This window comes from Pseudomonas sp. D1-1, assembly GCF_051132225.1.
Taxonomy (GTDB): domain Bacteria; phylum Pseudomonadota; class Gammaproteobacteria; order Pseudomonadales; family Pseudomonadaceae; genus Aquipseudomonas.
In genome coordinates, this window is sequence record NZ_CP071676.1 from 5,574,013 (window position 1) to 5,597,696 (window position 23,684).

General features: G+C 61.6%; 21 protein-coding genes. 14 read left to right on the forward strand and 7 right to left on the reverse strand.

The features are described 5' to 3' along the window. Nucleotides 1–7: 7 nt before the first annotated feature. Nucleotides 8–823, reverse strand: a complete 816-nt coding sequence (locus tag J3P86_RS25200; protein ID WP_434574069.1) for an HDOD domain-containing protein — start codon at nt 821–823, stop codon at nt 8–10. Between the two features lie 231 nt (nt 824–1,054). Between J3P86_RS25200 and J3P86_RS25205 the strand changes: the two genes are divergently transcribed. The 6 genes from J3P86_RS25205 to ilvD all read left to right on the forward strand — a co-directional run bounded on the left by J3P86_RS25205 (nt 1,055) and on the right by ilvD (nt 8,648). Further along, nucleotides 1,055–1,594: a type 1 glutamine amidotransferase domain-containing protein gene (locus tag J3P86_RS25205; protein WP_434699077.1), complete on the forward strand. Its 540-nt coding sequence runs from the start codon at nt 1,055–1,057 to the stop codon at nt 1,592–1,594. A gap of 109 nt (nt 1,595–1,703) precedes the next feature. Further along, nucleotides 1,704–2,900, forward strand: a complete 1,197-nt coding sequence (locus J3P86_RS25210) for a class I SAM-dependent rRNA methyltransferase (RefSeq protein ID WP_434571144.1) — start codon at nt 1,704–1,706, stop codon at nt 2,898–2,900. Nucleotides 2,901–3,308: 408 nt separating this feature from the next. Beyond that, nucleotides 3,309–4,391 carry a SagB/ThcOx family dehydrogenase gene (locus tag J3P86_RS25215; RefSeq protein ID WP_434699078.1) on the forward strand — a complete coding sequence of 361 codons (1,083 nt, stop codon included), beginning with the start codon at nt 3,309–3,311 and terminating at the stop codon, nt 4,389–4,391. Continuing rightward, a complete protein-coding gene (locus J3P86_RS25220) occupies nt 4,388–5,341 on the forward strand; it encodes a diiron oxygenase (protein WP_434699079.1) in 954 nt (317 codons plus the stop codon). Before J3P86_RS25215 ends, J3P86_RS25220 begins: the two co-directional genes overlap by 4 nt. Further along, nucleotides 5,334–6,539, forward strand: a complete 1,206-nt coding sequence (locus tag J3P86_RS25225) for an MFS transporter (protein WP_434699080.1) — start codon at nt 5,334–5,336, stop codon at nt 6,537–6,539. The genes J3P86_RS25220 and J3P86_RS25225 overlap by 8 nt, the downstream gene beginning before the upstream one ends. A gap of 267 nt (nt 6,540–6,806) precedes the next feature. Next, nucleotides 6,807–8,648 (forward strand): dihydroxy-acid dehydratase, encoded by a 1,842-nt coding sequence (gene ilvD / locus J3P86_RS25230; protein ID WP_434699081.1) that lies wholly within the window; start codon nt 6,807–6,809, stop codon nt 8,646–8,648. Between the two features lie 95 nt (nt 8,649–8,743). On the opposite strand, the gene J3P86_RS25235 is transcribed toward ilvD, so the two are convergent. After that, a complete protein-coding gene (locus J3P86_RS25235) occupies nt 8,744–9,799 on the reverse strand; it encodes a haloacid dehalogenase-like hydrolase (RefSeq protein WP_434627327.1) in 1,056 nt (351 codons plus the stop codon). 241 nt (nt 9,800–10,040) lie between these two features. Here J3P86_RS25235 and J3P86_RS25240 point away from each other — a divergent pair, with 241 nt between their 5' ends. Further along, nucleotides 10,041–11,432, forward strand: coding sequence for an L-cystine transporter (locus J3P86_RS25240; RefSeq protein WP_434699082.1), 1,392 nt, complete (start codon nt 10,041–10,043; stop codon nt 11,430–11,432). A 113-nt stretch (nt 11,433–11,545) separates the two neighbouring features. On the opposite strand, the gene J3P86_RS25245 is transcribed toward J3P86_RS25240, so the two are convergent. Then, nucleotides 11,546–12,058 (reverse strand): dihydrofolate reductase, encoded by a 513-nt coding sequence (locus tag J3P86_RS25245; RefSeq protein ID WP_434699083.1) that lies wholly within the window; start codon nt 12,056–12,058, stop codon nt 11,546–11,548. Nucleotides 12,059–12,135: 77 nt separating this feature from the next. On the opposite strand from J3P86_RS25245, the gene J3P86_RS25250 reads away from it, so the two are divergent. Both J3P86_RS25250 and J3P86_RS25255 read left to right on the forward strand, forming a co-directional pair. Next, on the forward strand, nt 12,136–13,503 hold the full coding sequence (locus J3P86_RS25250; protein ID WP_434627321.1) for a DUF2868 domain-containing protein: 1,368 nt from the start codon (nt 12,136–12,138) through the stop codon (nt 13,501–13,503). Further along, entirely contained in the window at nt 13,496–14,869 is a 1,374-nt protein-coding gene (locus tag J3P86_RS25255; protein WP_434627319.1) for a GTPase/DUF3482 domain-containing protein, read from the forward strand. The genes J3P86_RS25250 and J3P86_RS25255 overlap by 8 nt, the downstream gene beginning before the upstream one ends. Before the next feature lie 160 nt (nt 14,870–15,029). On the opposite strand, the gene J3P86_RS25260 is transcribed toward J3P86_RS25255, so the two are convergent. Both J3P86_RS25260 and J3P86_RS25265 read right to left on the reverse strand, forming a co-directional pair. After that, entirely contained in the window at nt 15,030–15,521 is a 492-nt protein-coding gene (locus tag J3P86_RS25260) for a DUF523 domain-containing protein (RefSeq protein WP_434699084.1), read from the reverse strand. Between the two features lie 2 nt (nt 15,522–15,523). Then, nucleotides 15,524–16,156: a 2OG-Fe(II) oxygenase gene (locus J3P86_RS25265; protein WP_434699085.1), complete on the reverse strand. Its 633-nt coding sequence runs from the start codon at nt 16,154–16,156 to the stop codon at nt 15,524–15,526. A gap of 140 nt (nt 16,157–16,296) precedes the next feature. Here J3P86_RS25265 and J3P86_RS25270 point away from each other — a divergent pair, with 140 nt between their 5' ends. Continuing rightward, complete coding sequence (locus J3P86_RS25270) at nt 16,297–17,040, forward strand: DUF2059 domain-containing protein (protein WP_434627313.1); 744 nt, start codon at nt 16,297–16,299, stop codon at nt 17,038–17,040. 126 nt (nt 17,041–17,166) lie between these two features. Here the strand turns inward: J3P86_RS25270 and J3P86_RS25275 are convergent, their stop codons facing one another. Next, entirely contained in the window at nt 17,167–18,114 is a 948-nt protein-coding gene (locus J3P86_RS25275; protein ID WP_434602145.1) for an alpha/beta hydrolase, read from the reverse strand. A 108-nt stretch (nt 18,115–18,222) separates the two neighbouring features. Here J3P86_RS25275 and J3P86_RS25280 point away from each other — a divergent pair, with 108 nt between their 5' ends. From J3P86_RS25280 to J3P86_RS25290, 3 genes are all read left to right on the forward strand, one after another. Next, the gene (locus tag J3P86_RS25280; protein WP_434699086.1) at nt 18,223–18,810 is read left to right on the forward strand and encodes a DUF6436 domain-containing protein; all 588 of its coding nucleotides are present in this window, start codon (nt 18,223–18,225) and stop codon (nt 18,808–18,810) included. Nucleotides 18,811–18,904: 94 nt separating this feature from the next. Next, nucleotides 18,905–21,313: a penicillin acylase family protein gene (locus tag J3P86_RS25285; RefSeq protein WP_434699087.1), complete on the forward strand. Its 2,409-nt coding sequence runs from the start codon at nt 18,905–18,907 to the stop codon at nt 21,311–21,313. A gap of 89 nt (nt 21,314–21,402) precedes the next feature. Beyond that, nucleotides 21,403–21,744: a carboxymuconolactone decarboxylase family protein gene (locus J3P86_RS25290; RefSeq protein ID WP_139048923.1), complete on the forward strand. Its 342-nt coding sequence runs from the start codon at nt 21,403–21,405 to the stop codon at nt 21,742–21,744. Nucleotides 21,745–21,746: 2 nt separating this feature from the next. On the opposite strand, the gene J3P86_RS25295 is transcribed toward J3P86_RS25290, so the two are convergent. After that, nucleotides 21,747–22,712 (reverse strand): GlxA family transcriptional regulator, encoded by a 966-nt coding sequence (locus tag J3P86_RS25295; RefSeq protein ID WP_434699088.1) that lies wholly within the window; start codon nt 22,710–22,712, stop codon nt 21,747–21,749. Between the two features lie 186 nt (nt 22,713–22,898). Here J3P86_RS25295 and J3P86_RS25300 point away from each other — a divergent pair, with 186 nt between their 5' ends. After that, complete coding sequence (locus J3P86_RS25300; RefSeq protein ID WP_434699089.1) at nt 22,899–23,537, forward strand: HD domain-containing protein; 639 nt, start codon at nt 22,899–22,901, stop codon at nt 23,535–23,537. Nucleotides 23,538–23,684 lie beyond the last annotated feature (147 nt).

Genomic DNA, 23,684 nt, shown 5'->3' on the forward strand with positions numbered 1-23,684 from the left:
CTGGCACTCAACGAGAGGCCAGGTCGCGGATTTCCTGTTTCTGGGTCTCGAAGTCGTACTCCGGCAGACCGATGTAATCGAGCACCAGTGGCCCGACGCAATTCCACTCGTGATCCTCAGCCTGGTTGCCCAGCACGCGATGGGAAGCACAGATGTTCTCGGACATCTTCAGGATCGCCAACAGGTTTTTCAACTGACTGTTATTGCGCGAAGATTCATCGCTGAAAATCGCCAGGGCGTTGTGGTGATTGGCGATGGCCTGGCTGACGTGGTCCGGCAGGCGCCAGGACTTGGAGGTGTAGTAACCGACCACCGCATGGTTGGTGTTGAACACGCGGTTTTCGGTGTCCACCACCCGGATCTCGGCGCTGGCATTGGCATAGGCCTCCTCCAGCACGCCCATGTAGGTGGGGAACTGCTTGAGCATCAGCGGCACGCCGCAGTCATGGAACAAACCCAGGGCATAGGCTTCGTCGCCGTTCTGCAGGCCGACGCGCTTGGCCAGCGTCAGGCAGGTCATGGCCACGTCCTGGGCGGTGTCCCAGAAGCGGTTCAAGGTGACGATGGCATCGTCGTGCAATTCGCCTTTGATCGACTGCGCGTTGATCAGGTTGATGATCGACCGGCTGCCCAGCAGGTTCACTGCGCGCTGGATCGAAGTGATCTTGTTGCTCAAGCCGTAGTACGGCGAATTGACGATCTTGAGCAAGGCACCCGAAAGGCCCGGATCCTGGGAAATCAGCTTGGCAATGGTTTCCAGGTCCGGGTCGGGCATGTACTGCTCCATCTGCAAATCCACCATGATTTGCGGCTGGGGCGGCACACTGATGCCCTGCAGGGACTGTTGGATCTGTTCGGCGGAAAGTTCTTTGGACATGGGTACACACTCTGGGTAAGGCCGGGAGTCTAACCCCTAAATCTGGATCCGACACACCACCGGTAAATTGGCGGAACTTTCGTACAAGCCTGAGCTTCGGAATCTGTAGGACCAATGCCCAAGTCTTGTAATAAGGCTTAGGTCGGCAGCCAACCCATTCAGCTTTAGGAGATTTTCATGCCCGCTAATCTGAACAACAAGCGTGTCGCCATTCTGGTCACCGACGGTTTTGAACAGGCCGAACTGACCGGTCCCAAAGAGGCGCTGGAACAGGCCGGGGCCAAGGTCGACATCATTTCCGCCAGCGACGGCCAGGTCAAAGGCTGGAACCATGACAAGCCGGCCGACGACTTCAAGGTGGACCTGACTTTCAAGGCGGCGAATGTCGATCAGTACGAAGCGGTGCTGCTGCCCGGCGGCGTGCAGAATTCAGACACCATCCGCATCGACCCCGACGCGCAGAACCTGGTCAAGGGCTTCGAGGCGGCTGGCAAGCCTATCGCGGTGATTTGCCATGGCGGCTGGTTGCTGGTGTCCAGCGGCCTGGTCAAAGGCAAGACCATGACCAGCTACAAGACGCTCAAGGATGACCTGGTCAATGCCGGCGCGAACTGGGTCGACCAGGAAGTCGTCCGGGATGGCACCTGGATCAGCAGCCGCCAGCCAGATGATATTCCCGCGTTCAACCGTGAACTGATCAACTCGCTGTCGGCCTGAAGCCCTTGTGGCGAGGCGAGCAGCGCAGGCTCCCTCGCCGCATGTCCACCGCCGGCCCCGCAAGGGTTGCAACACGGTATACTCCCGCTCTTTTTTCCGGAGCGACGTCATGTCCCTGCCCAGCCTGCGCCTCAAAGCCAACGCCGACCGTCGCCTGCGCGCCGGCCACCTGTGGGTCTACAGTAACGAAATCGATGTGGCCGCCACCCCGCTGCACGGCTTCAAGGCCGGTGACCAGGCGGTCCTCGAAGCCGCCGGCGGCAAGCCGCTGGGCATCGTTGCGATGAGCCCGAACAACCTGATCTGCGCACGCCTGCTGTCCCGCGACGTGAAGCTGGCGCTGGACAAATCCCTGTTGGTGCATCGCCTCAACGTGGCGTTGTCCCTGCGCGAGCGGCTGTTCGACAAGCCGTTCTATCGCCTGGTCTACGGTGATTCCGACCTGCTGCCGGGCCTGGTGGTCGACCGTTTCGGCGACATCCTGGTGGTGCAGATCGCCTCCGCCACCATGGAAGCCCACAAAGACGACGTGATCGCCGCCCTCACCCAGGTGCTCAAGCCTAGCGGCATCCTGTTCAAAAATGATTCCGCGGCACGCGACGCCGAAGGACTGGAGCGCTACGTCGAAACCGTGTTCGGCCTCGTCCCGGAATGGGTCGCCCTGGAAGAGAACGGCGTGAAATTCGAAGCGCCGGTCATGCAAGGCCAGAAAACCGGCTGGTTCTACGACCACCGCATGAACCGTGCGCGCCTGGCACCCTACGCCAAGGGCAAGCGCGTTCTGGACCTGTTCAGCTACATCGGCGGCTGGGGCGTGCAAGCCGCGGCGTTCGGTGCCAGTGAAGTATTCTGCGTCGACGCCTCGGCCTTCGCCCTCGACGGCGTCGAGCGCAACGCCGCGCTGAACGGCGTCGCCGAGAAGCTGACCTGCATTGAAGGTGACGTATTCGAAGCCTTGAAGGAACTCAAGGCCAGCGAAGAGCGTTTCGACGTGATCGTTGCCGACCCGCCGGCCTTCATCAAGCGCAAGAAAGACCTGAAGAACGGCGAAGGCGCCTACCGCCGCCTCAACGAACAGGCCATGCGCCTGCTCAGCAAGGACGGCATCCTGGTCAGTGCGTCATGCTCGATGCACCTGCCCGAAGACGATCTGCAGAACATCCTGCTGACCAGCGCCCGTCACCTGGACCGCAACATCCAACTGCTCGAACGCGGCGGCCAGGGCCCCGATCACCCGGTCCACCCGGCGATCGCCGAGACGCGCTACATCAAGAGCATCACCTGCCGCTTGCTGCCTAATAGCTGAGGCCGGGCGAGGCCACAGCCGTAGCGCTGTCGCCCCCATCCATTAACAATCTGATCGCAGCCTTGGCTGCGATTTTTTTTTTGCGCCTTTGAAAAGTTTCGGGCATGAATATATATCGTAGGAAATTACCCACGATATTATTGGAACTTTCCTACGCGAAATTTATTTGCCAATTATCAATCAGTAACTATGATCAAATTGTCACAACACAAGTGACACCCTCTGCAAATACAACATCAATAAAAAAAGGAACCGCATCATGAAAACAGTCCATCTGGAAACCAATAAAATAGCAAACCTGGCGAGCCTGATCGTCTCAAAAAGCCGCTAAGTAAGTAACGTGCGGGGCTGAGGTGTGCCGGCAACCCAGCCCCATTCAAACTCCGAACCACAGCGGAGCCTATATTAATGCATATAAATCCTTATCTATTTATACTTGCGCACCCGCCACGCCAGATTATCTGGAACTATGAACATCACACTCAACATGAACTTGATCTTAGTTATTCAACGCGCCTAGCTCAACTCATCAGCGACCCCACCCTATTCGACAATCTCAACCCCATTGATGTCGATTTTTTGAACGCAGAGATATTAACAACAGAACCCAGGAAGCCTATAGATTGGAAATGGGATCCACTGTCTAAGATATTCCATATCGGCACAAAAAATATTCCTTGCGAAGCTGTTCCTCAAGATGTGCATGAATGGGCAGCGATTTATCTTGAACATTGCAACGAGGTTCTCTCGTCGCCGGCACCTTCAGCCAGGACAAAACCGGACTTGGACGAGCTAATTTTCCTTGCACCCTGCTCTTGGCCGGACCTGCAGGACGTTTCGCTGACGCAGACGCTTATTGGCCGCCGCACGTCTCGCTCATTCAGCGAAGAATCCATTTCGCTTAAGCAGGTCAGCACCCTGCTTTATCTGACCCTGGGTTATCTGAGCGAACGTCATTTCGTTCAGGGCGCTGCCCAACCCGAAGCCTTAGGCGCGCGACGCAGCAGCCCTTCTGGGGGAGGCCTGAATGCCTGCGAAGGCTATCTTTACGTTCGCAACGTCGGGGGGCTACAGAGCGGTGTCTACAGTTATTACCCGGATGAGCATGCCTTGGGCCTGATCGGGCCTCTACCAACTGAACCTTTGGGCCTGTTGTTAGGCGGACAACATTTCATCAATACGCTGCCATTCGGGCTATTCCTAACCTCCCGCTTCGACAAACTCTGGTGGAAGTACGAACACTCCCGCACCTATCGAATGGCCTTCATAGAGGCAGGGCACGTGTCGCAGGTTTTTCTGATGGTCGCGACTGGTTTAGGGCTAGATACGTGGCTGACTGGAGCGCTAACCGACTGCAAAGTGGAACAACTGCTGGGTCTTAAAGAAAGCCCCGAACAACCTTTATTTTTTGTCGGTTGCGGCCAAGGCGATGGGCAAGTGCACTGCGAAGTGTTGAGGATATTGGCCAATGACCAGGACATGGTTTCATGACTGGCTCAACCTTTACCCAAACGCCTTGCTACACCTTGGGCGACTGGAATAACAAGGCAACGGTGCGAGTGCGCAAGGACGACTACCGCCTTCCCGAGGATCTGGAGCAACAACTGTTGAGCAAAGGCTGGTTCCCACCAACTTTCATCCCCTATATTCAACACCCACTTATCCAGGCATCTGGACGTTCCGTCGCTCAACGTCTTGAGGCCAATCACTTGGTGTATTTTTTAGACTACACCACGCTGCTGGAGCACCGCATCGTCAATCGTTCTGTGGAGACTATCGCTCATGGCGAACTTGCCGTGACGATTCCGAACATGATGAAAACTGCCGCGCTGCAGCTCTATACCGACGAAGGCTATCACGCACTGTTCTCCCATGAAGTAGCGGAACAGGTCGCGGCCATATATGACATCGACGATCGCCAAACGCCGAGACGCATTGACCGGCTGTTAGGCATGATCGACACCATCAGTCCGGCGGATCGCCCACTTGCGTGGTTCCTGATGGGATTCGTCTCGGAAACAATAATCGCCAAAGAACTACTAGCCATCACATGCGATAGCCTGGTTTCCACGGTGTACCAAATGCTCAGGAATCATCTCGAGGACGAGGCACGCCACAGTCGCTACTTTGGCGAGGTGTTCCAGTTTTTTTGGACAGCCCTGGCCCCGACACAACACGATCAGGCCGCAAGGATGCTGCTGGAGATCATCGAGCTTTATTTCGAGCCAGACGTGCCCTGGCTGATGCGCAGCCTCGCCAGCGTAGGCTTCGACGAGCAGTCATCCTTTCAGATCATCGCCGACTTCCTACAACCGGACGCCCACTCCCAACGCCTTCGCTCCGGTGCGGTATCAACGTTCGCGGCCATGAAGAAGGCGCGCTTCTTTGACAACGAACACCACCGGCAGCTTTTCTCCCAAGCGGGGCTTATCGATGGCTGACACCATAATCCTTCCACACGCCCGCAAAGCCGCTACCGTCGGTTTGCTGCTGACGCTGACCTTGCTTGGAGTGTTTCCAATAGATGTGGTACTTCCCTCATTCCCTGCACTGTCCGAGCATTTTCAAAGTCCCTCATCCGATATTGCCCTGTCCGTTAGCCTGTTCGCGGTGGGCATCGCTCTTTCGCAACTGCTGATCGGCCCGCTTTCCGATGTCATGGGGCGGAAAAACCTGCTGCTGATCGGGATCGCCATTTCAGCGGTGGGAGCAACGGGTTGCGTGCTCGTCGACAGCTACTGGTCCTTTCTGTTCTTCCGTGTCATCCAGGCCTTGGGATGCGGTTGTTTCGTCCTGTCCCAAGCGCTGATCCAGGACCTGTTCACCGGCCAGGAACAGCAGCGGCTGCGAATTTTGCTGGTCACCTGCGGCGGTATTTTCATTTCCTTTTCGCCCCTGGCGGGCACTGGGCTGCAAAGCTGGATGGGTTGGCGAGGCAGTTTCCTGGTGTTCACTGCACTGTCGATTGGGGTGTTCGCAAGCGTCTGTCGTTTACTTGAGCACTCTCGGGTCGACGGTCATCCCAGGCGTTTCAACTTCGTCGCATCCTATCGAAAGGTCTTCGGTGACTTCAGCTTCCTGGCCTATTGGTTGATTTCGGCGCTGGCTTTTTCCTGCCATTTTTCATTCATCGTCATTTCACCGCTGATCCTGATAGACCAGTTGCACTTATCACCCGAGGCTTTTTCGCTCGTACTGCTGGGCTATGGGCTGGCCTACATTGGCGGCGGCCTCATCGCGACCATGCTGAGTAACCGGATCGACCCGCAGACGCAAATCATGACGGGGCTGGGCCTGATCCTCGCCGCTGGCCTTCTGATGCTGGGGCTCGCCAACCAGCTGGGCTTGTCGGTGACCACTCTGTTGCTACCCATGATCGTATGCACCGCCGGAACGACCATCGCCCGGGCGGCAGCCAACAACCAAGCCATGACGCTGTTTCCGGGACAGGCCGGCACGTCCGCCTCGGCCGGTAGCGTACTGGTGTTCATCGTCGGCGGGCTGACCAGTGCCGTGATCAGCCTCACCCCGCTGGACTTGCAAGTCGCCCTGGCCCTGTGTCTGGTGTTGCTCAGCCTGCTCGGGCTGACGCTCAATGCCTTGGTCCGGCAACGTGACGGGGGGCTGTTGCCCGGCTGAACGCTGCCAGTCGTCATTCCAGGCGCGAGATTGGTATCGATCGGCGCTTTGCGTCATTTCATCCTGACGCCAGCGGTGTAGAATCGCGACATTCATCGCCATTCATCCCCGGCGGGTTTATGAGCTCATGCTGAGGCGCGCAGCGATCCTGCAAAGTCATCAGCCACGTCCGGACTCACGGCCAACCCCGAGTGTTCCAGACGTCGACAGAAGCTCACTTCCCCATTGATACCTGATAAGTACCTGATTAGCCGCCCGGAGTGCTCCATGCCTGATTACCGTTCGAAAACATCCACCCATGGCCGCAACATGGCCGGCGCCCGTGCCCTGTGGCGCGCCACGGGGATGAAGGATGACGACTTCAAGAAGCCGATCATCGCCATTGCCAACTCCTTCACGCAATTCGTACCAGGCCATGTTCACCTCAAGGACCTGGGCCAACTGGTTGCACGGGAAATCGAACGCGCCGGCGGGGTTGCCAAGGAATTCAACACCATCGCCGTGGACGACGGCATCGCCATGGGTCACGACGGCATGCTGTATTCGCTGCCCAGCCGCGAGATCATCGCCGACTCGGTCGAATACATGGTCAATGCCCACTGCGCCGACGCCATCGTGTGCATTTCCAACTGCGACAAGATCACCCCCGGCATGCTCATGGCCGCCCTGCGCCTGAACATCCCGGTGATCTTCGTATCGGGTGGCCCGATGGAAGCCGGCAAGACCAAGCTCGCCAGCCATGGCCTGGACCTGGTGGACGCCATGGTGATCGCCGCCGACTCCAGCGCATCCGACGAGAAAGTCGCCGAGTACGAGCGCAGCGCCTGCCCGACCTGCGGTTCTTGCTCCGGCATGTTCACCGCCAACTCGATGAACTGCCTGACCGAGGCCCTGGGCCTGGCGTTGCCTGGCAACGGTTCGACCCTGGCCACCCACAGCGACCGCGAACAGCTGTTCCTGCAGGCCGGCCGGACCATCGTCGAGCTGTGCAAGCGCTACTACGGCGAAAACGACGAGTCGGTGTTGCCGCGCAACGTCGCCAACTTCAAGGCGTTCGAGAACGCCATGACCCTCGACATCGCCATGGGCGGCTCGACCAACACCATCCTGCACCTGCTGGCCGCGGCCCAGGAAGCCGAGATCGATTTCGACCTGCGCGACATCGACCGCCTCTCCCGCCACGTGCCGCAACTGTGCAAGGTCGCGCCGAACATCCAGAAGTACCACATGGAAGACGTGCACCGCGCCGGGGGGATCTTCAGCATCCTCGGTTCGCTGGCCCGCGGCGGCCTGCTGCACACCGACCTGCCAACCGTACACAGCAAGACCATGGCCGAGGCCATCGCCAAGTGGGACGTCACCCAGACCAGCGACGAAGCCGTGCATCACTTCTTCAAGGCCGGCCCGGCGGGCATCCCGACACAAACCGCGTTCAGCCAGTCGACCCGTTGGGAAACCCTGGACGACGACCGTGAGAACGGCTGCATCCGCAGCGTCGAGCACGCCTACTCCAAGGAAGGCGGCCTGGCCGTGCTGTACGGCAACATTGCCCTGGACGGCTGCGTGGTGAAGACCGCCGGCGTCGACGAATCGATCCATGTGTTCGAAGGCAACGCGAAGATTTTCGAAAGCCAGGACAGCGCCGTGCGCGGGATTCTCGCCGACGAGGTGAAAGCCGGCGACATCGTGATCATTCGTTACGAAGGTCCGAAGGGCGGCCCGGGTATGCAGGAAATGCTCTACCCGACTTCCTACCTGAAATCCAAGGGCCTGGGCAAAGCCTGTGCGCTGCTGACCGACGGCCGTTTCTCCGGCGGCACGTCGGGCCTGTCCATCGGCCACGCTTCGCCGGAAGCAGCGGCTGGCGGTGCCATCGGCCTGGTGCGCGATGGCGACAAGGTGCTGATCGACATTCCGAACCGTTCGATCAATCTGTTGATCAGCGATGAGGAACTGGCTGCACGCCGCGTCGAACAGGACAGCAAAGGCTGGAAGCCGGTGGAAGTGCGTCCGCGCAAAGTCACCACCGCCCTCAAGGCCTACGCCCTGCTCGCCACCAGTGCCGACAAGGGCGCGGTGCGCGACAAGGCGATGCTTGACGGGTTGTAAGCGCCCGAGCCACATAAAAATGCCCCGCCAAGTGCGGGGCATTTTTATTGGGCCAGAGATATCCCCTGTGGCGAGGGAGCCGTAACTGATCCGGTTTACTGGATATCTTCCGGCTTGACGATCACCCAATTCTTGTCCGCTGTCACGGGCAGTCCTTCCTTGGCCTGAGCGGCCGCGTGCTTGGCCATCATGCCGTTTATCTGGGTCATGTATTTATCCTTGCGATTGACCCACAAGTGGATGCCGCCCTTGGCCACGTCTACGTCATGGAACAGCATGTAGCCGTCGCTGCTCGGCGTGTCACCAGCCACCAGCACCGGTTTTTTCCATTCGTCGATGTAGGTCAGGATCGCCGCGTGCTTGCCGGCCATCCAGGTCGCCGGCGTCCACAGGTACGGTGTGTACTCCAGGCCAAGATTGGCCTTTTCGTCATATTTACCGTTGGTGATTTGCTTGCGGGCGGTGGTCAGTTCGCCGGTCTTGCGGTCCTTGAGCAGCGTGGTTACGCCAATGACGTTCTGCGGCTTGAGGTTGTAGCCATACTTCGGGTCGGAGGCAACCATGCGCACCAGCTCTTCGGAAGCGGCGGTCATGACATAGACCTCGATGCCGTTCTCCATCAGCTTGTTGTACAGCTCGGCCTGCCCGGTGAATATCTTCGGTGGGTTGACGTTGTACTGGACCACTTTGTCGCCATCGTAATACGTGGTCGGTACCGGTTTGCCGGAAGCCATCAGCTCATCGACGTAGCCCTTCAGCTCCTTGAGAGTGAAGCCGGAAAACACCTGGGCCACCCACGGGTAGCAGACCATGTCGTCCACTTCGCAGAGTCGATAGTAATAACTGAACAGGCTTTCCTTGTGGTCGGCGGTGTCCTTGAATGGCATCAGCTTCAAGGACGGGTCCAGGCTTTCCCGGGTGATGAGCCCCTTGTTCTCCATGAACGGCAGCAACGATTCTTCGAGATCGTAGCGGTAGCTGGTGTTGTCCATGTCGAACACCGCGTAGTTACCTTTGTTGGCGTTGGCCGCGATCATCGCTTCCAGCGCCTTGGCCTGTTCCGCGGGCCAATGCTTGAGGTCAGTGGCGAGCGCCTGGCCGGCGAGGCCCAGGCCTATAGCGACAGCGAGCAAGCGAGGTATGAGCTTCATCGACATTTACTCCCAGGTTGTAGGAGCTCGACGCTAACAAATGCCTGTGACAGATCCCGCCTGTGCGCGACCGCTTGCGTCTCGATAACGCCAGCGGCATACCCCTGGGCGCCAACGCCTTATTCCAAAAGCGACAGTGAACATTCTTTTTAAGTATTAATTCTTTAGATATCAGACTGTTAGGCTTTCCGGCTCACAGTCGCGACGCTTGGCGGCTGGCAAAGTCTTTCCGGAGTTTTTCATGAATCTACCGCTGATCTTCAATCTGTTGGTGTTCATCGCCTTGCTGTACGGCTTGGCGCAAACCCGTCACAGCACTTGGAGCCTGGCCAAAAAAGTGCTGCTGGCGCTGGTCCTGGGCGTGGTGTTCGGTATCGCGCTGCACACGATCTACGGCGCAGGCGACCCGGTGCTCAAAGCCTCGATCGGCTGGTTCGACCTGGTGGGCAACGGCTACGTGCAGTTGCTGCAGATGATCGTGATCCCGCTGGTCTTTGCTTCGATCCTCAGCGCCGTGGCCCGCCTGCACAACGCCTCGTCCTTGGGCAAGATCAGCTTCCTGACCATCGGCACGCTGCTGTTCACTACCGCCATCGCCGCCCTGATCGGTATCGGCCTGACCAACCTGTTCGGCCTCACTGCCGAAGGCCTGGTGGCCGGAACCCAGGAGCAGGCACGGCTGCAAGTGATCCAGAGCGATTACGCCGGCAAGGTCGCCAACCTGAATATCCCGCAACTGCTGCTTTCGTTCATTCCGCAGAACCCCTTCGCCGACCTGGCCAGGGCCAAGCCGACGTCGATTATCAGCGTGGTGATCTTCGCGGCGTTCCTCGGTGTGGCGGCGTTGCAATTGCTCAAGGATGACGCAGAGAAAGGCCAGAAAGTGATCAACGCCATCGACACCCTGCAAAGCTGGGTGACGCGCCTGGTGCGCCTGGTGATGAAGCTGACCCCATATGGCGTACTGGCGCTGATGACAAAAGTGGTGGCTGGCTCCAACCTGCAGGACATCATCAAGCTCGGCAGCTTCGTGGTGGTGTCGTACCTGGGGCTGGGGCTGATGTTCGTGGTCCACGGCCTGCTGGTGTCCGCTGCCGGGATCAATCCGTTGCGCTTCTTCCGCAAGATCTGGCCGGTGCTGACCTTCGCTTTCACCAGCCGCTCCAGCGCGGCGACCATCCCCCTGAGTATCGAAGCCCAGACCAGCCGCCTCGGCATTCCCCGGGCGATCGCCAGCTTCAGCGCATCGTTTGGCGCCACCATCGGCCAGAACGGTTGCGCCGGGCTGTATCCGGCGATGCTGGCGGTCATGGTCGCGCCTACGGTGGGGATCAATCCGCTGGACCCGGTGTGGATCGCGACGCTGGTAGCCATTGTGACCTTGAGTTCAGCGGGCGTGGCCGGTGTCGGCGGTGGCGCAACGTTCGCCGCGTTGATCGTGCTGCCGGCCATGGGCTTGCCGGTCTCGCTGGTGGCGCTGCTGATTTCGGTCGAGCCATTGATCGACATGGGCCGTACCGCGTTGAACGTCAGTGGCTCGATCACCGCCGGGGCGATTACCAGCCAGGTGATGCAGCAGACGGACAAGGCCTTGCTCGATGCCGAGGAGCATGGGGAGTTGGTGCACGCTTGATTGGTGGCGCCAAGTAGATCGCCTTCGCGAGCAGGCTCGCTCCCACAGTTGACCGATTTCCTGACCCAACTCGGTTACCTGTGGGAGCGAGCCTGCTCGCGAAGCTTTGGCTTCTAAAGCTTCTCCCACACCTCAAAACTGTACGCCGGCTTGTCCCCTTCAGCCGGGTTCAGCTGGTTCGACACAAGTTTCCACCGGCTCGAAGCAAACTCCGGAAACCACGCATCCCCTTCCGGGCTCAGCGCCACGCGGGTCAGGTACAACCGATCCGCCTGCTCCAGTGCCTGCGCGTAGAGCTGGGCGCCACCGATCAGCATCAGCTCGTCAACGCCCTGTTCCAACGCCCAGGCTTCGGCCCGTTCCACTGCGGCCTCCAGCGAAGAAAAGACTTCCGCGCCTTCCAGCACCAGGCCCGGCTGGCGGCTGACGACAATGTTCAAGCGTCCCGGCAGCGGCCGACCGAGGGAGTCCCAGGTCTTGCGCCCCATGATGATCGGCTTGCCCAGGGTGGTGGCCTTGAAGTATTTGAAGTCCCCCGGCAAGTGCCAGGGCATGCTGTTGTCGATGCCGATCACACGGTTTTCACCGAGGGCTGCGATCAGGCTTAAGGGAAGAGTTTTTTTCATGACGGCGAGGATACCAGAGGCCCGGACCGGTGCCACAGCGGTTATGCTGATTGCTCATTCGAGCAACGGAAGCCCTCGTGACTGAACTGCAAAACCTCTGGTTGACCGAGACGATACGCCTGCGCGAAGAACATGCCGGCCCGCTCGAAGACCAGGAAGCCAATCGCCTGGCCCGCGCGGCCGGCGGCGATCTGTCCACGCGCATCCGTCATCGCGCCCACTGGCTGGCCGAGCGCGATGGCCTCGTCCAGGCCCTGCGCCACTGGCTGCAAGGCGCACGGCTGGCACTGGTCGCATTGGCCGTGCTCGCCGTGGCCAGCGGCGCCGGCCTGGGCTTTGCCGCCCTCGGCGATGGACGCGCGCCGGTCAACGTATTCTGGGCCCTCGGCAGTCTGTTGGGGCTGAACCTGATCCTGCTGGTCGGCTGGGCTCTGGGCCTGCTGTTGGCCGGTGAGCAAGGCGCCACGCTCGGCCGCCTGTGGCTGTGGCTCAGCGAAAAACTCGCCCGCGACGCCAAGGCCGCGCAACTCGCGCCGGCCCTGCTGCTGTTGCTGCAACGGCACAAGCTCAACCGCTGGGCCCTCGGTGTGCTGGTCAATGGCTTGTGGTTGCTGGCGATGCTCAGCGCGCTGGTCATCGTTTTGTTGCTGATGGCGACCCGGCGCTATGGCTTCGTATGGGAAACCACCATTCTCGGTGGCGAGACCTTCGTCGCCATGACTCAGGCCCTCGGTGCGTTGCCCGCCCTGCTGGGCTTCAGCGTGCCGAGCGTCGAGATGATCCGCGCCAGCGGCGACGCCGCGCTGGACATCGAAAGCGCCCGCCAGGCCTGGGCTGCCTGGTTGGTGGGCGTGCTGCTGGTCTACGGCGTGCTGCCGCGCCTGAGTCTTGCGCTGTTGTGCCTGTGGCGTTGGCGCCGTGGCCGCGCCAGCCTGCGCCTGGACTTGAACCTGCCCGGCTACGCTCAGCTGCGTGAGCGATTGATGCCAAGCAGCGAACGCCTGGGCGTCAATGACGCCGCGCCCGCACAATTGCATCACGTCGAAAGCGCCGTGGGCGCCATGAAAAGCGACGGCGCGCTGCTGGTGGCGATCGAGCTGGATGAACGTCCCTGGCCGCCGAAGCTGCCGGGCACCGTGAAAAGCGCGGGCATCCTCGACAGCCGCGAATCGCGCCACAAATTGCTTGAACAACTTTCGCGCTTCCCGCCCGCGCGACTGGCGATTGCCTGCGATCCCCGGCGCTCGCCAGACCGTGGCAGCCTGGCATTGATCGCCGAACTGGCTCGCAGCGCCAGCGCCACCCGCGTCTGGCTGTTGCAGGCACCGCCCGGCGAAGCACTGGATGCCGAGCGCCTGGGTGACTGGCACAGCGCGTTGCAGCAGCTGCAATTGCCGTTCGCCGACTGCGCGCCGTTGAACTGGCTGGAGACGGGCCATGACTGAATCCATTAAGCCATTGAAGCTCGCCGTGGTCGGGCACACCAACGTCGGCAAGACCTCCCTGCTGCGTACCCTGACCCGGGATGTCGGCTTCGGCGAAGTGTCCCACCGCCCGAGCACCACCCGTCACGTCGAAGGCGCGCGCCTGTCGGTGGACGGCGAGGCGCTGCTGGAGTTGTACGACACGCCTGGGCTGGAAGACGCCATCGCCCTGCTCGATTATCTCGAACGCCTCGAGCGTCCCGGTGAACGCCTGGATGGCCCGGCACGCCTGGCCCGTTTCCTCGAAGGCAGCGAGGCGCGACAACGCTTCGAGCAAGAAGCCAAGGTGCTGCGGCAGTTGCTCGCCAGCGACGCCGGGCTTTATGTGATCGATGCCCGCGAACCGGTGTTGGCCAAGTACCGCGATGAACTGGAAGTCCTCGCCAGTTGCGGCAAACCGCTGCTGCCGGTGCTCAATTTCGTCAGCAGCGCCCAGCACCGTGAAGCCGACTGGCGCGAAGCCCTGGCGCGGCTGGGCCTGCATGCATTGGTCCGTTTCGACAGCGTCGCCCCGCCCGAGGACGGCGAGCGACGTCTGTATGAAAGCCTGGCGTTGCTGCTGGAAAGCGCTCGCGGGCAATTGGAGCGGCTGATCGCTGACCAACAGGCCCAGCGTCTGGCGCGCCAGCAGAGCGCCAGACGGCTGATTGCCGAATTGCTGATCGATTGCGCCGCTTGCCGGCGCAGCGTCGCCAGCGATGCCGAACTGGAACGCCAGGCCATCAGCGAACTGCGCAACGCGGTGCGTCAGCGCGAACAGCGTTGTGTCGAGGCCCTGCTCAAGCTCTACGCTTTCCGCCCTCAGGATGCAGCGGCCAGCGATCTTCCCTTGCTGGATGGCCGTTGGGGTGATGACCTGTTCAACCCCGACACACTCAAGCAATTGGGCGTACGGGTCGGTGGCGGCATTGCGGCCGGGGCGGCGGCCGGAGCCGGTGTCGACCTGCTGGTGGGTGGCCTGACCCTGGGCGCCGCCGCCCTCGCCGGGGCGATTGCCGGCGGCGCGCTGCAAACGGCCCGCAACTATGGCGACCGGTTGATCGGCAAGCTCAAGGGCCAACGTGAACTGAGCGTCGATGACAACGTGCTGCGCCTGTTGGCCCTGCGCCAACGGCAACTGCTGCAAGCCATCGACCAGCGTGGCCATGCGGCGATGGAGAGCATCCATATCGCCACGCCTCAGGACAAGACCTGGCGCGAAGGCAAGCTGCCTGAAGCACTGGGCAAGGCCAGGGCGTATCCGCAGTGGTCGTCGTTGAATCCCCAGCCACGACTGAGCCAGGCCGAACGACAGGAACAGATCGAGCTGTTGGCTGAACAGCTCTAGACACCACAACTCTTGTGGCGAGGGGATTTATCCCCGCTGGGGTGCGAAGCGCCCCCAAAAAAGTATCGAGCGCCGCCGTTTACCAGATAGAAAAGCCGGGGCCGCTTCGCGACCCAGCGGGGATAAATCCCCTCGCCACAAAAACGCTAATCGCCGGCCGCTATTCTGCGGTCAATGCCTTGAGCGCCAACGCCGCTTCAGCCAGTTCCAGCTCGCTGAACACCCGAACCCCATTGCGCTTGAGCAATGCCGCCGTCACGCCTTCACCTCGAATCTTGACCCCGCTGAACGTGCCGTCATACGTCAGCAGGTTGCCACACGAGGGGCTGTTGGCCTTGAGCACGGCGATGCGGATGCCGTGCTCGCGCGCCAACGCCAGCGCTTGATACGCACCGGATAGAAACTGCGCGCTCACGTCCTCGCCCTCGGTGGTGATCACCGCCGCGTTGCCATCGAGCACTCGCGCGCCCTGGCCGCCTGGAATCTCCGCCGCCGGCCGAGGCGTGGGCAGGCCGCCGGCGACTTCCGGGCACAGCGGTACGAGCCGACCTTCGTCGAGCCAATGCTGGAGCAGGTCGAACGGCCCGCGTGCGCCACCGTCGTAGCGCACGCGATGGCCGAGCAGGCAGCGGCTGACAAGGATCTTTTGCATGTTCAGAACAACTCGTTGCCACGGCGCCGGAACCAACCGGTCAAGGACAGCCGATCACGCGTGGCCGGCAGGACTTCATGGGGTATATCCCCCGACAGAAACACCACCAGGCAGCCGCCCGTGGGCACCACGTCATGCTCCACGCCTTCATCCAGGTACATGCGCAACTGGCCGCCGTGCTCCGGCAGCCAGGCGTCATTGAGGTAGAGCACCGCCGAGACCATGCGCCGGTCATCATCGCGGAAACGGTCTACGTGCTTGAGGTAGAACGCACCCGGCGGGTACAGGGCGAAATGACTTTCAAAATCCTCCAGGCCCAGGAACAGCCCCCGATTCAAGGCCTCGCGGAGGCTGTCCATCAGCCCCAGGTAACGATCACAGGCGTCGACCTGGCCGGGCTCGATCCATTGGATGCGATCGCCACGAACCCCTTCGCGAATTTCCGAAAACGGCCCACGCCCCACCGCGGCTGGAGCCAGTTCGCCTTCGGCGGCGCGCTGGCGACATTCGGCCGCCAGCGCGCGGGTGAGCGCATCCGGCAAGAAGATGTTCTGCTGCGACCACCCGCGCTCGGCCAGGTCGTCGACGATACGTAACAGCAACGGATGATCAGAAGGTATTCGCATGGCGCGCATAGTATTCCTGTGCCTGCAAAACCGACAGCGCCGCGCAGCGGGTTGGCTGCGCCTGTCAGCACCGTCGTACGAACTTGATACGAATTCTCGACAAGACCCCGCCCCCCACGGAGAATAGTCGGCTGCTGACAGGAGTCCCTATGCGCCGTTTGCTTTTCTCACTGTTGATGTTCTGCGTATTGCCCGCCTGGGCAGACAGCTATGACCAGTTGTACAAGGTCGCCGGCTGGCCGGAACAGCGGGCGCATTTCAATGATGCCTTGAGCGCCGCGCAGCAGCGCTACCAGAACAGCTTGCCGCCGGCGGTCTTCCAGGCGCTGGTGAACAACAGCAACCAGCGTTTCGCGCCCCAGGCAATGGACCAGCGGGCCGAGGCGCAACTGCGCAGCAATCTTGCCGACCCGAACCCGGCCCTGGCTTTTTTCCAGTCGCCACTGGGCCGCAAAGTCGTCGCCGCCGAACTGCTCGCCACCCGCCGCGACCAACTGGCGAAGAACGCCAAGGGCCTGCCGAAGATGCAAGCCAGCGACAATCGCCTGCTGATCATCGGCCACCTGGCCCAGGCCCTGCCTGCCCGCGAAGCCGGCGCCGAAGTCAGCCTGGCGATTGCCGGCGTGGCAGCCGACAGCTTGAGCTCGATGATTCCCGGCCTGCTCGGCGGCGGCCAGGCCCAGGGCATGCTCAACGGTCAGCGCCAGCGCCTGATGGATCAGATCGGCGCGGACCTGAACAACACGCTGCTATACGTCTACCGCGACCTGACGGATACCGAACTGGAAGAATTCGCCACGTTTGCCGAGTCGGCCGAGGGCCAGGCTTATTATCAGGCGGCATTGGCGGCGATCCGGGCGGGGTTGGCGGTGGGGCAGAATCTGGGGCAGTAATCTTCAGCGCCTGTTGCATCGTCTTCGCGAGCAGGCTCGCTCCCACAGGGGCTGGTTAGGCCGGCGCTTGTAAATGCCCCCCGATCCAATGTGGGAGCGAGCCTGCTCGCGAAGGCCATAGCCCGATTACCGCCGAATCCGGCCCATCCGTTTGCTCAAAAACCCAAACATCTCCTGCCGTATCGCCAAGGTCTCGTTCGCCAGGTGATGCCGCCCCTCGGGCAACATCAATACCTGCGGCCGATCGAACTTGCCGCGCAATACTTGCAGGTTATGCCGCCAATCCACGGTCATGTCCGCCTGCCCTTGCACGATCAAGGGTTGCCGCGAGCTGCTCGGCGCCGCCTCGATACGCCGGATCCATTGCGCCAGCGCCCCGACCCACGCAGTGGGCAGGCGCAGCGGTTGCAGCGGATCGGCCTGCAGGAACGGCAGGAAACCCGGGTCGCTGGAGTTCTCGCTGAAGCGCCGGGCGATGCCGCTCACAAAAGGTTTGAGCAAGTAATAACTGAGGCGCGACCAGCCCCAGGCCCGTGGCCGAACCAAGGGCGACAACAGGATGACCTGGCCCTGGGCCGGGCTGTCCGCGCCGTGGTGCAGCACATGGTCCACCACGATCGCGCCGCCGGTACTCTGGCCGCACAGGTGCCAGGGTTGCGGCAGGTCCAGGGTCTCGGCTTCGGCCAGCAAGCCGCGCAAGGTCGCCTGGTATTCGGCGAAATCGCCGATGCTGGCGCGTTCGCCACTGGACAGGCCGTGGCCCGGCAAGTCACAGCTGATCACCACCCATTGCTGATCCAGCGCCCACTCGACCAAATGCCGGTACAGCCCCATATGGTCGTAATAACCGTGAAAGAGGAACAGCGTCCCCACGGCTTTTTCCGGCCACCAGACCTGGCCGACCAGTTCATACCCGGCAATGTCGAAACGTCCCAGGCCCCTGCGCAAGGTGCGCGCCGGAAAGTCCAGCCCATAGAATTGCTGGTAGGCCTGCGCTTGCGCAGACAGCGGTTGCCACTGCGCCAGGGGTTGCAGGCTGGCGCGCAGGTGATCGGGGTCGAAGGAGGCGGGCATCAATATTCCAGGCAAATGCGCATCGCGCGAAAACGGGCGTTATACGCCTGCGATATTCATCTGTCGCGCCAGCCATGGCAAGCTACGCGGCTTCAGAGGATCGACTCCATGCGCCCGTCCCACCGCACGACCTTGCTTGCCAGGCTCCTCGCCCTGACGTGCGCCGTCATCCTTTGGTTCGCCTACGACTGGTTCCAGGGGCGTTTCCTCCGGGCGTTCAGTCAACACACGGCGGTGTTTTCCGGCGACCCGCTGCGCCTGCCCACCGACCTCGCTGGCCCGGGCGCAATCCGCCTGGTGCATTTCTGGGATCCGGCCTGCCCTTGCAACGTCGGTAATCAGCAGCACCTCTCCGAGCTGATCGACAAATATGCACCGCAAGGCGTCGAGTTCTTCGCCGTACAAAAGACCGGCAGCCAAGGCCACTTGCCCAGCACTCTGAGCGGTCTCAAACCCCTGACGGCGTTGCCAGGCTCGGCACAGATTCCCGCCAGCCCCGCCGTGGCGATCTGGGACCGCAGCGGCAAGCTGGCGTACTTCGGGCCGTACAGCGAAGGACTGACTTGCAACTCGAGCAATAGCTTTATCGAGCCGATTCTTGAGGCGCTGAGCGTCGGCCGGGCGGTGGATGCGACGCACACCTTGGCGGTGGGTTGTTATTGCCCGTGGGGCCAGGACACATCAAGCAAGGAATAAGGCCACAAATCCTCCGAGGAACGATGCGCCAGGAAGCGCCCGCGTGTTAAACAGGGAATCAACTGGACCGCTGCCACTCGCATAAGGACTGACCATGAAACGCCTGCTCGTCGCTTTCCTGTCACTGGTTGTCACCGCCATCATCGTCGCGGGCGGCTACCTCTACAGCAAGCAGCCCACGCGCCAGGGCACCGTGCAGTTGCAGGGCCTGCAAGGCTCGGTGACGGTGCGCTACGACGAACGTGGGGTGCCGCATATCCGCGCCGAGAACGAAACCGACCTGTACCGCGCCCTCGGTTATGTCCACGCCCAGGATCGACTGTTCCAGATGGAATTGATGCGCCGACTCGCCCGTGGCGAGCTGGCCGAGATCCTCGGGCCGAAGCTGCTCGACACCGACAAGCTGATGCGCAGCCTGCGCATCCGCGAACGCGCTGCCAGCCATGTCGCCGAGCAGGATCGGCAGTCGCCGGCGTGGATCGCGACGCAGGCTTATCTGGACGGCATCAATACCTACCAGCAAACCCATACGCGGCCGCTGGAGTTCGATGTGCTGGGCATTCCCAAGCGGCCCTTCACCGCTGAAGACACCGCCAGCATCATCGGCTACATGGCGTACAGCTTCGCCGCCGCCTTTCGCACCGAACCGCTGTTGACTTACGTGCGTGACAAACTCGGTGCCGAGTACGTGAATATCTTCGACCTCGATTGGCAGCCTCAGGGCGTCCTGCAAAAAGATCCCGCAAGCGGTCCGTCCCTGACCAGCATTGACTGGAAAGACCTCAATGCCCTGGCGCGCCTGAGCGAACAGGCCCTGGCCGAAAATGGCCTGCCGCAGTTCGAAGGCAGCAACGCCTGGGCGGTTTCCGGCAGCCGCACGCACAGCGGCAAGCCCTTGCTGGCGGGTGACCCGCACATCCGTTTTTCCGCGCCGTCGGTGTGGTACGAGGCGCATTTGTCGGCGCCGGGTTTCGAGCTCTACGGCCAATACCAGGCGCTGGTGCCCTTTGCGACGCTGGGCATGAACAAGGATTTCGGCTGGAGCATTACCATGTTCCAGAACGACGACCTGGACCTGATCGCCGAGAAGACCAACCCGGACAACCCCGAACAGGTCTGGTATCGCGACCAATGGGTGGACATGACCCGCAGCGAACAGCAGATCGCCGTCAAAGGCCAGGCACCCGTGACCCTGGTGCTGCGCCAGTCGCCCCATGGCCCGATCGTCAACGATGCCCTCGGCGCCAATGCCGGCAAGACGCCGATCGCCATGTGGTGGGGGTTCCTGGAAACCCGCAACCCGATCCTCGAAGCCTTCTACCAGCTCAACCGCGCCGACACCCTCGCCAAGGCTCGCGGCGCGTCGGCCGGGATCCACGCGCCGGGCCTGAATGTGGTCTGGGCCAACGCCAAGGGCGATATCGGCTGGTGGGCCGCGGCGCAGTTGCCCAAGCGCCCGGAGGGTGTGAAGCCCGGTTTCATTCTCGATGGCGGTAGCGCTGAAGCGGAAAAACCGGGCTTCCAGCCTTTCACCAGCAATCCCCAGGAAGAGAACCCGGCCAGGGGCTACGTTCTCTCGGCAAATTTCCAGCCGGTGCCGGCCAGCGGGATCGAGATTCCCGGTTACTACAACCTTGCCGACCGGGGCCAGGAGCTGGATCGGCAGTTGAGCGAGAAACAGGCCAAATGGGATATCCAGACCACCCAGAAGCTGCAACTGGGCACCACCACCGCCTATGGCCCGCGCCTGCTTGCGCCGCTGTTGCCGATACTGCGCGAAGCGGTCAGCGACCCGCAGGAGCGCAAGTGGCTTGAACAACTGGCTGGATGGAAGGGCGACTACCCGCTGGACTCCACCAGCGCCACGCTGTTCAACCAGTTCCTGTTCGAGCTGGCCGACGCCGCCCTGGGCGATGAACTGGGCGACGGCTTTTTCGAAACGGCATTGTCGACCCGGGTGATCGACGCCGCGCTGCCACGCCTGGCCGCCGCAAAAGACTCGCCATGGTGGGACGACCGCTCGACATTGGGCACCGAAACCCGTACCGATACGGTGATCAAGGCCTGGAACAAAAGCCTGGTGCACCTGAAAGCCACCTTGGGCGAGGACGCCAGCCAATGGCAATGGGGCAAGGCCCACACCCTGACCCACGGGCATCCGTTGGGCCAACAGAAACCGCTGGACCGGGTCTTCAATGTCGGCCCGTTCGCCGCCCCCGGTACCCATGAAGTACCCAACAACCTCTCGGCCAGGATCGGCCCGGCGCCCTGGCCGGTGACCTACGGCCCCTCCACTCGACGCATCATCGACTTCGCCGACCCGACCCACAGCGTCACCATCAATCCGGTCGGCCAGAGCGGCGTGCCGTTCGACAAGCATTATGAAGACCAGGCCGAAGCCTACATCGAAGGGCTGTATCACCAGGCGCACCTGGCGGAGGAGGAAGTCACGGCCAACACCCGCGGCACCTTCAAACTGTTGCCCGCCAGGGCGCAGCCCTGAATCCTTTCTTGACCGTCGGCAGGCTCGATCGCCATTGATGGTCAAGACTACAGGGGCCCATACCCCGTTTACCTCAATGGAGTCATGCAATGTTCATTAACTGGTCCGAGCTGCTGCCCACCATCAAGAGCGCCTTTGGCGCCCTGGGAAAAAGCAATCCAAAAATGGTCAAGGCCTACATGGCCCTGGATGAAGCGGCGGCCGAGAACAACGTGCTCGATGCCAAGACCCGCGAGCTGATTTCCATCGCCGTGGCGATCACCACTCGCTGTGACGGTTGCATCGGCGTGCACACCGATGCCGCCATCAAGGCCGGCGCCACTCGCGAAGAAATCGCCGCGACCCTGGCGACGGCGGTCTCGCTGAACGCCGGCGCGGCTTACATTTATTCGCTGCGGGCGCTGGAGGCCCATGACGCGCTGAAGAAGTGAACTCAAACCAGCGCGGCAAAATTCAGCCTGAACTGCTGCGGTGTCACGCCCAGCCTGCGATTGAATACGCTGCGCATGTGCTGGGCGTCGCGAAAGCCGCATTGGTACGCCACGGTCTTGAGCGGCGCCCGGGTGCTTTCCAGCATTACCCGCGCCGCGTCTACCCGGGCCTGCTCGACGAACTCCGCCGGCGTGACCTTCGCTTCCCGGGTGAACACCCTGGAGAAGTTGCGTTGGCTCATGTTCGCGGCGTTGGCGAGGTCGGCAATGCCCAGGTCACCGTTGAGGTTGGCCATCACGTATGACTGAACCTGAGCCACCGCGGAGGCAGGCTCGGCGTGCGGTACGAGGAACGGACTGAACTGCGACTGCCCGCCCGAGCGCTGGGTGAACACCACCAGCCGCTTGGCGACATTCAGCGCCACGTCCGGCCCATGGTCTTGCGCCAGCAGGAACAGCGACAGATCAATCCCCGCCGTGACACCCGCCGAGGTGTAGAGCGCGCCGTCCTGCACGTACAGCCGATCGGCTTCGACCCGGGTCGAGGGACACATCCGCGTCAATGCCGATGCATCGCCCCAATGGGTCGTGACAGTCCGCCCTTCGAGCAAGCCGGCCCGAGCCAGCATGAACGCGCCGTTGCAAATCGAACCGAAGCGTCGCGCACGGGCGCAGGCGTCGTGCAACCAGGCATTGAACGCCGGGCCAAATTCCATAAATGGCAACTGCGGACCGCCCGCGACCAGCAACAGGTCATACGCGCCTGACGCTTCGCTGAAATGTCGGTGCGGGTTGAGGGACATTCCGTTGGAGCAGGACATTGCGCCGGGCTCGATACCGATCACTTCCAAGCGATAGTGATCATGCGCGGCGAGAAAGCGATTGGCTTCGCAGAACACATCCATGGGGCCGCTGATGTCCAGAGACTGGGCGCCTGTGAATACCACGATGGCGACGGTCTTTTCCATGGTCTGCGCTTACCTGTCCGGGTTGTCCAGCGAACCCTAGCCAATCCGGCGTGCAGAAGCCAGATGGCATGAAACCCGAGTTCATTGGCCGTAATCGCAGCCATGGCGCGATTGCCGCGTCTTACCCCGGCGAACAGACTGAAATTCTCAGCGCCGCCACGGCGCATCGTCAAAGAGGAGAGCAGCATGAGCAGCATCGCCGGCATCCGGATTCCCGACAGCGCCCTCGCCCGGGCCACCACCGAATATATCCGCGACATCGAATCAGACCTGCTTTATCACCATTCCCGCCGGGTGTTCCTGTTCGGCGCCTTGAGTGGCGAGCGCCGCCAATTGGCCTACGATCCGCAGCTGCTGTACGTCGGCGCGATGTTCCACGACCTCGGCCTGGTGGAAGGCTATCGCAGTGATGACGAGCGTTTCGAGGTGGACGGGGCAAACGCTGCCGCAGCATTTCTCAAACCCTACGGGCTGAGCGATGACGACATCGAACAGGTGTGGCTGTCGATTGCCCTGCACACCACCCCAGGCGTGCCGAAACACCTGCGCCCGACCGTCGCCCTGGTGACCGCCGGGGTGGAAATGGACGTGCTCGGCATGGACTACGCCGCGTTCCCCGCCGCACAGCGCGACGCCGTGGTGCATGCGCACCCGCGTGGAGAAGGTTTCAAGGAGTGCATCATCTGCGCCTTCGCCGACGGCTTGCGGCATCGTCCGCAGACCACTTTTGGCAACGTGAAGACCGATGTGCTGGTGGATCAGGAACCGGGGTTCAAGCCGATGAACTTCATCGAGGTGATTCGCACGTCGCCCTGGGTTTCGTAGCCGGCAGGTGCTATCGCCTTCGCGAGCAGGCTCGCTCCCACAGGGGATCTGAGCCAGGTCGCAAAGTTAGGAACAACATAAAACCTGTGGGAGCGAGCTTGCTCGCGATGACGGACTGACAGTCAACCTCTTCACTGACTGTAATAT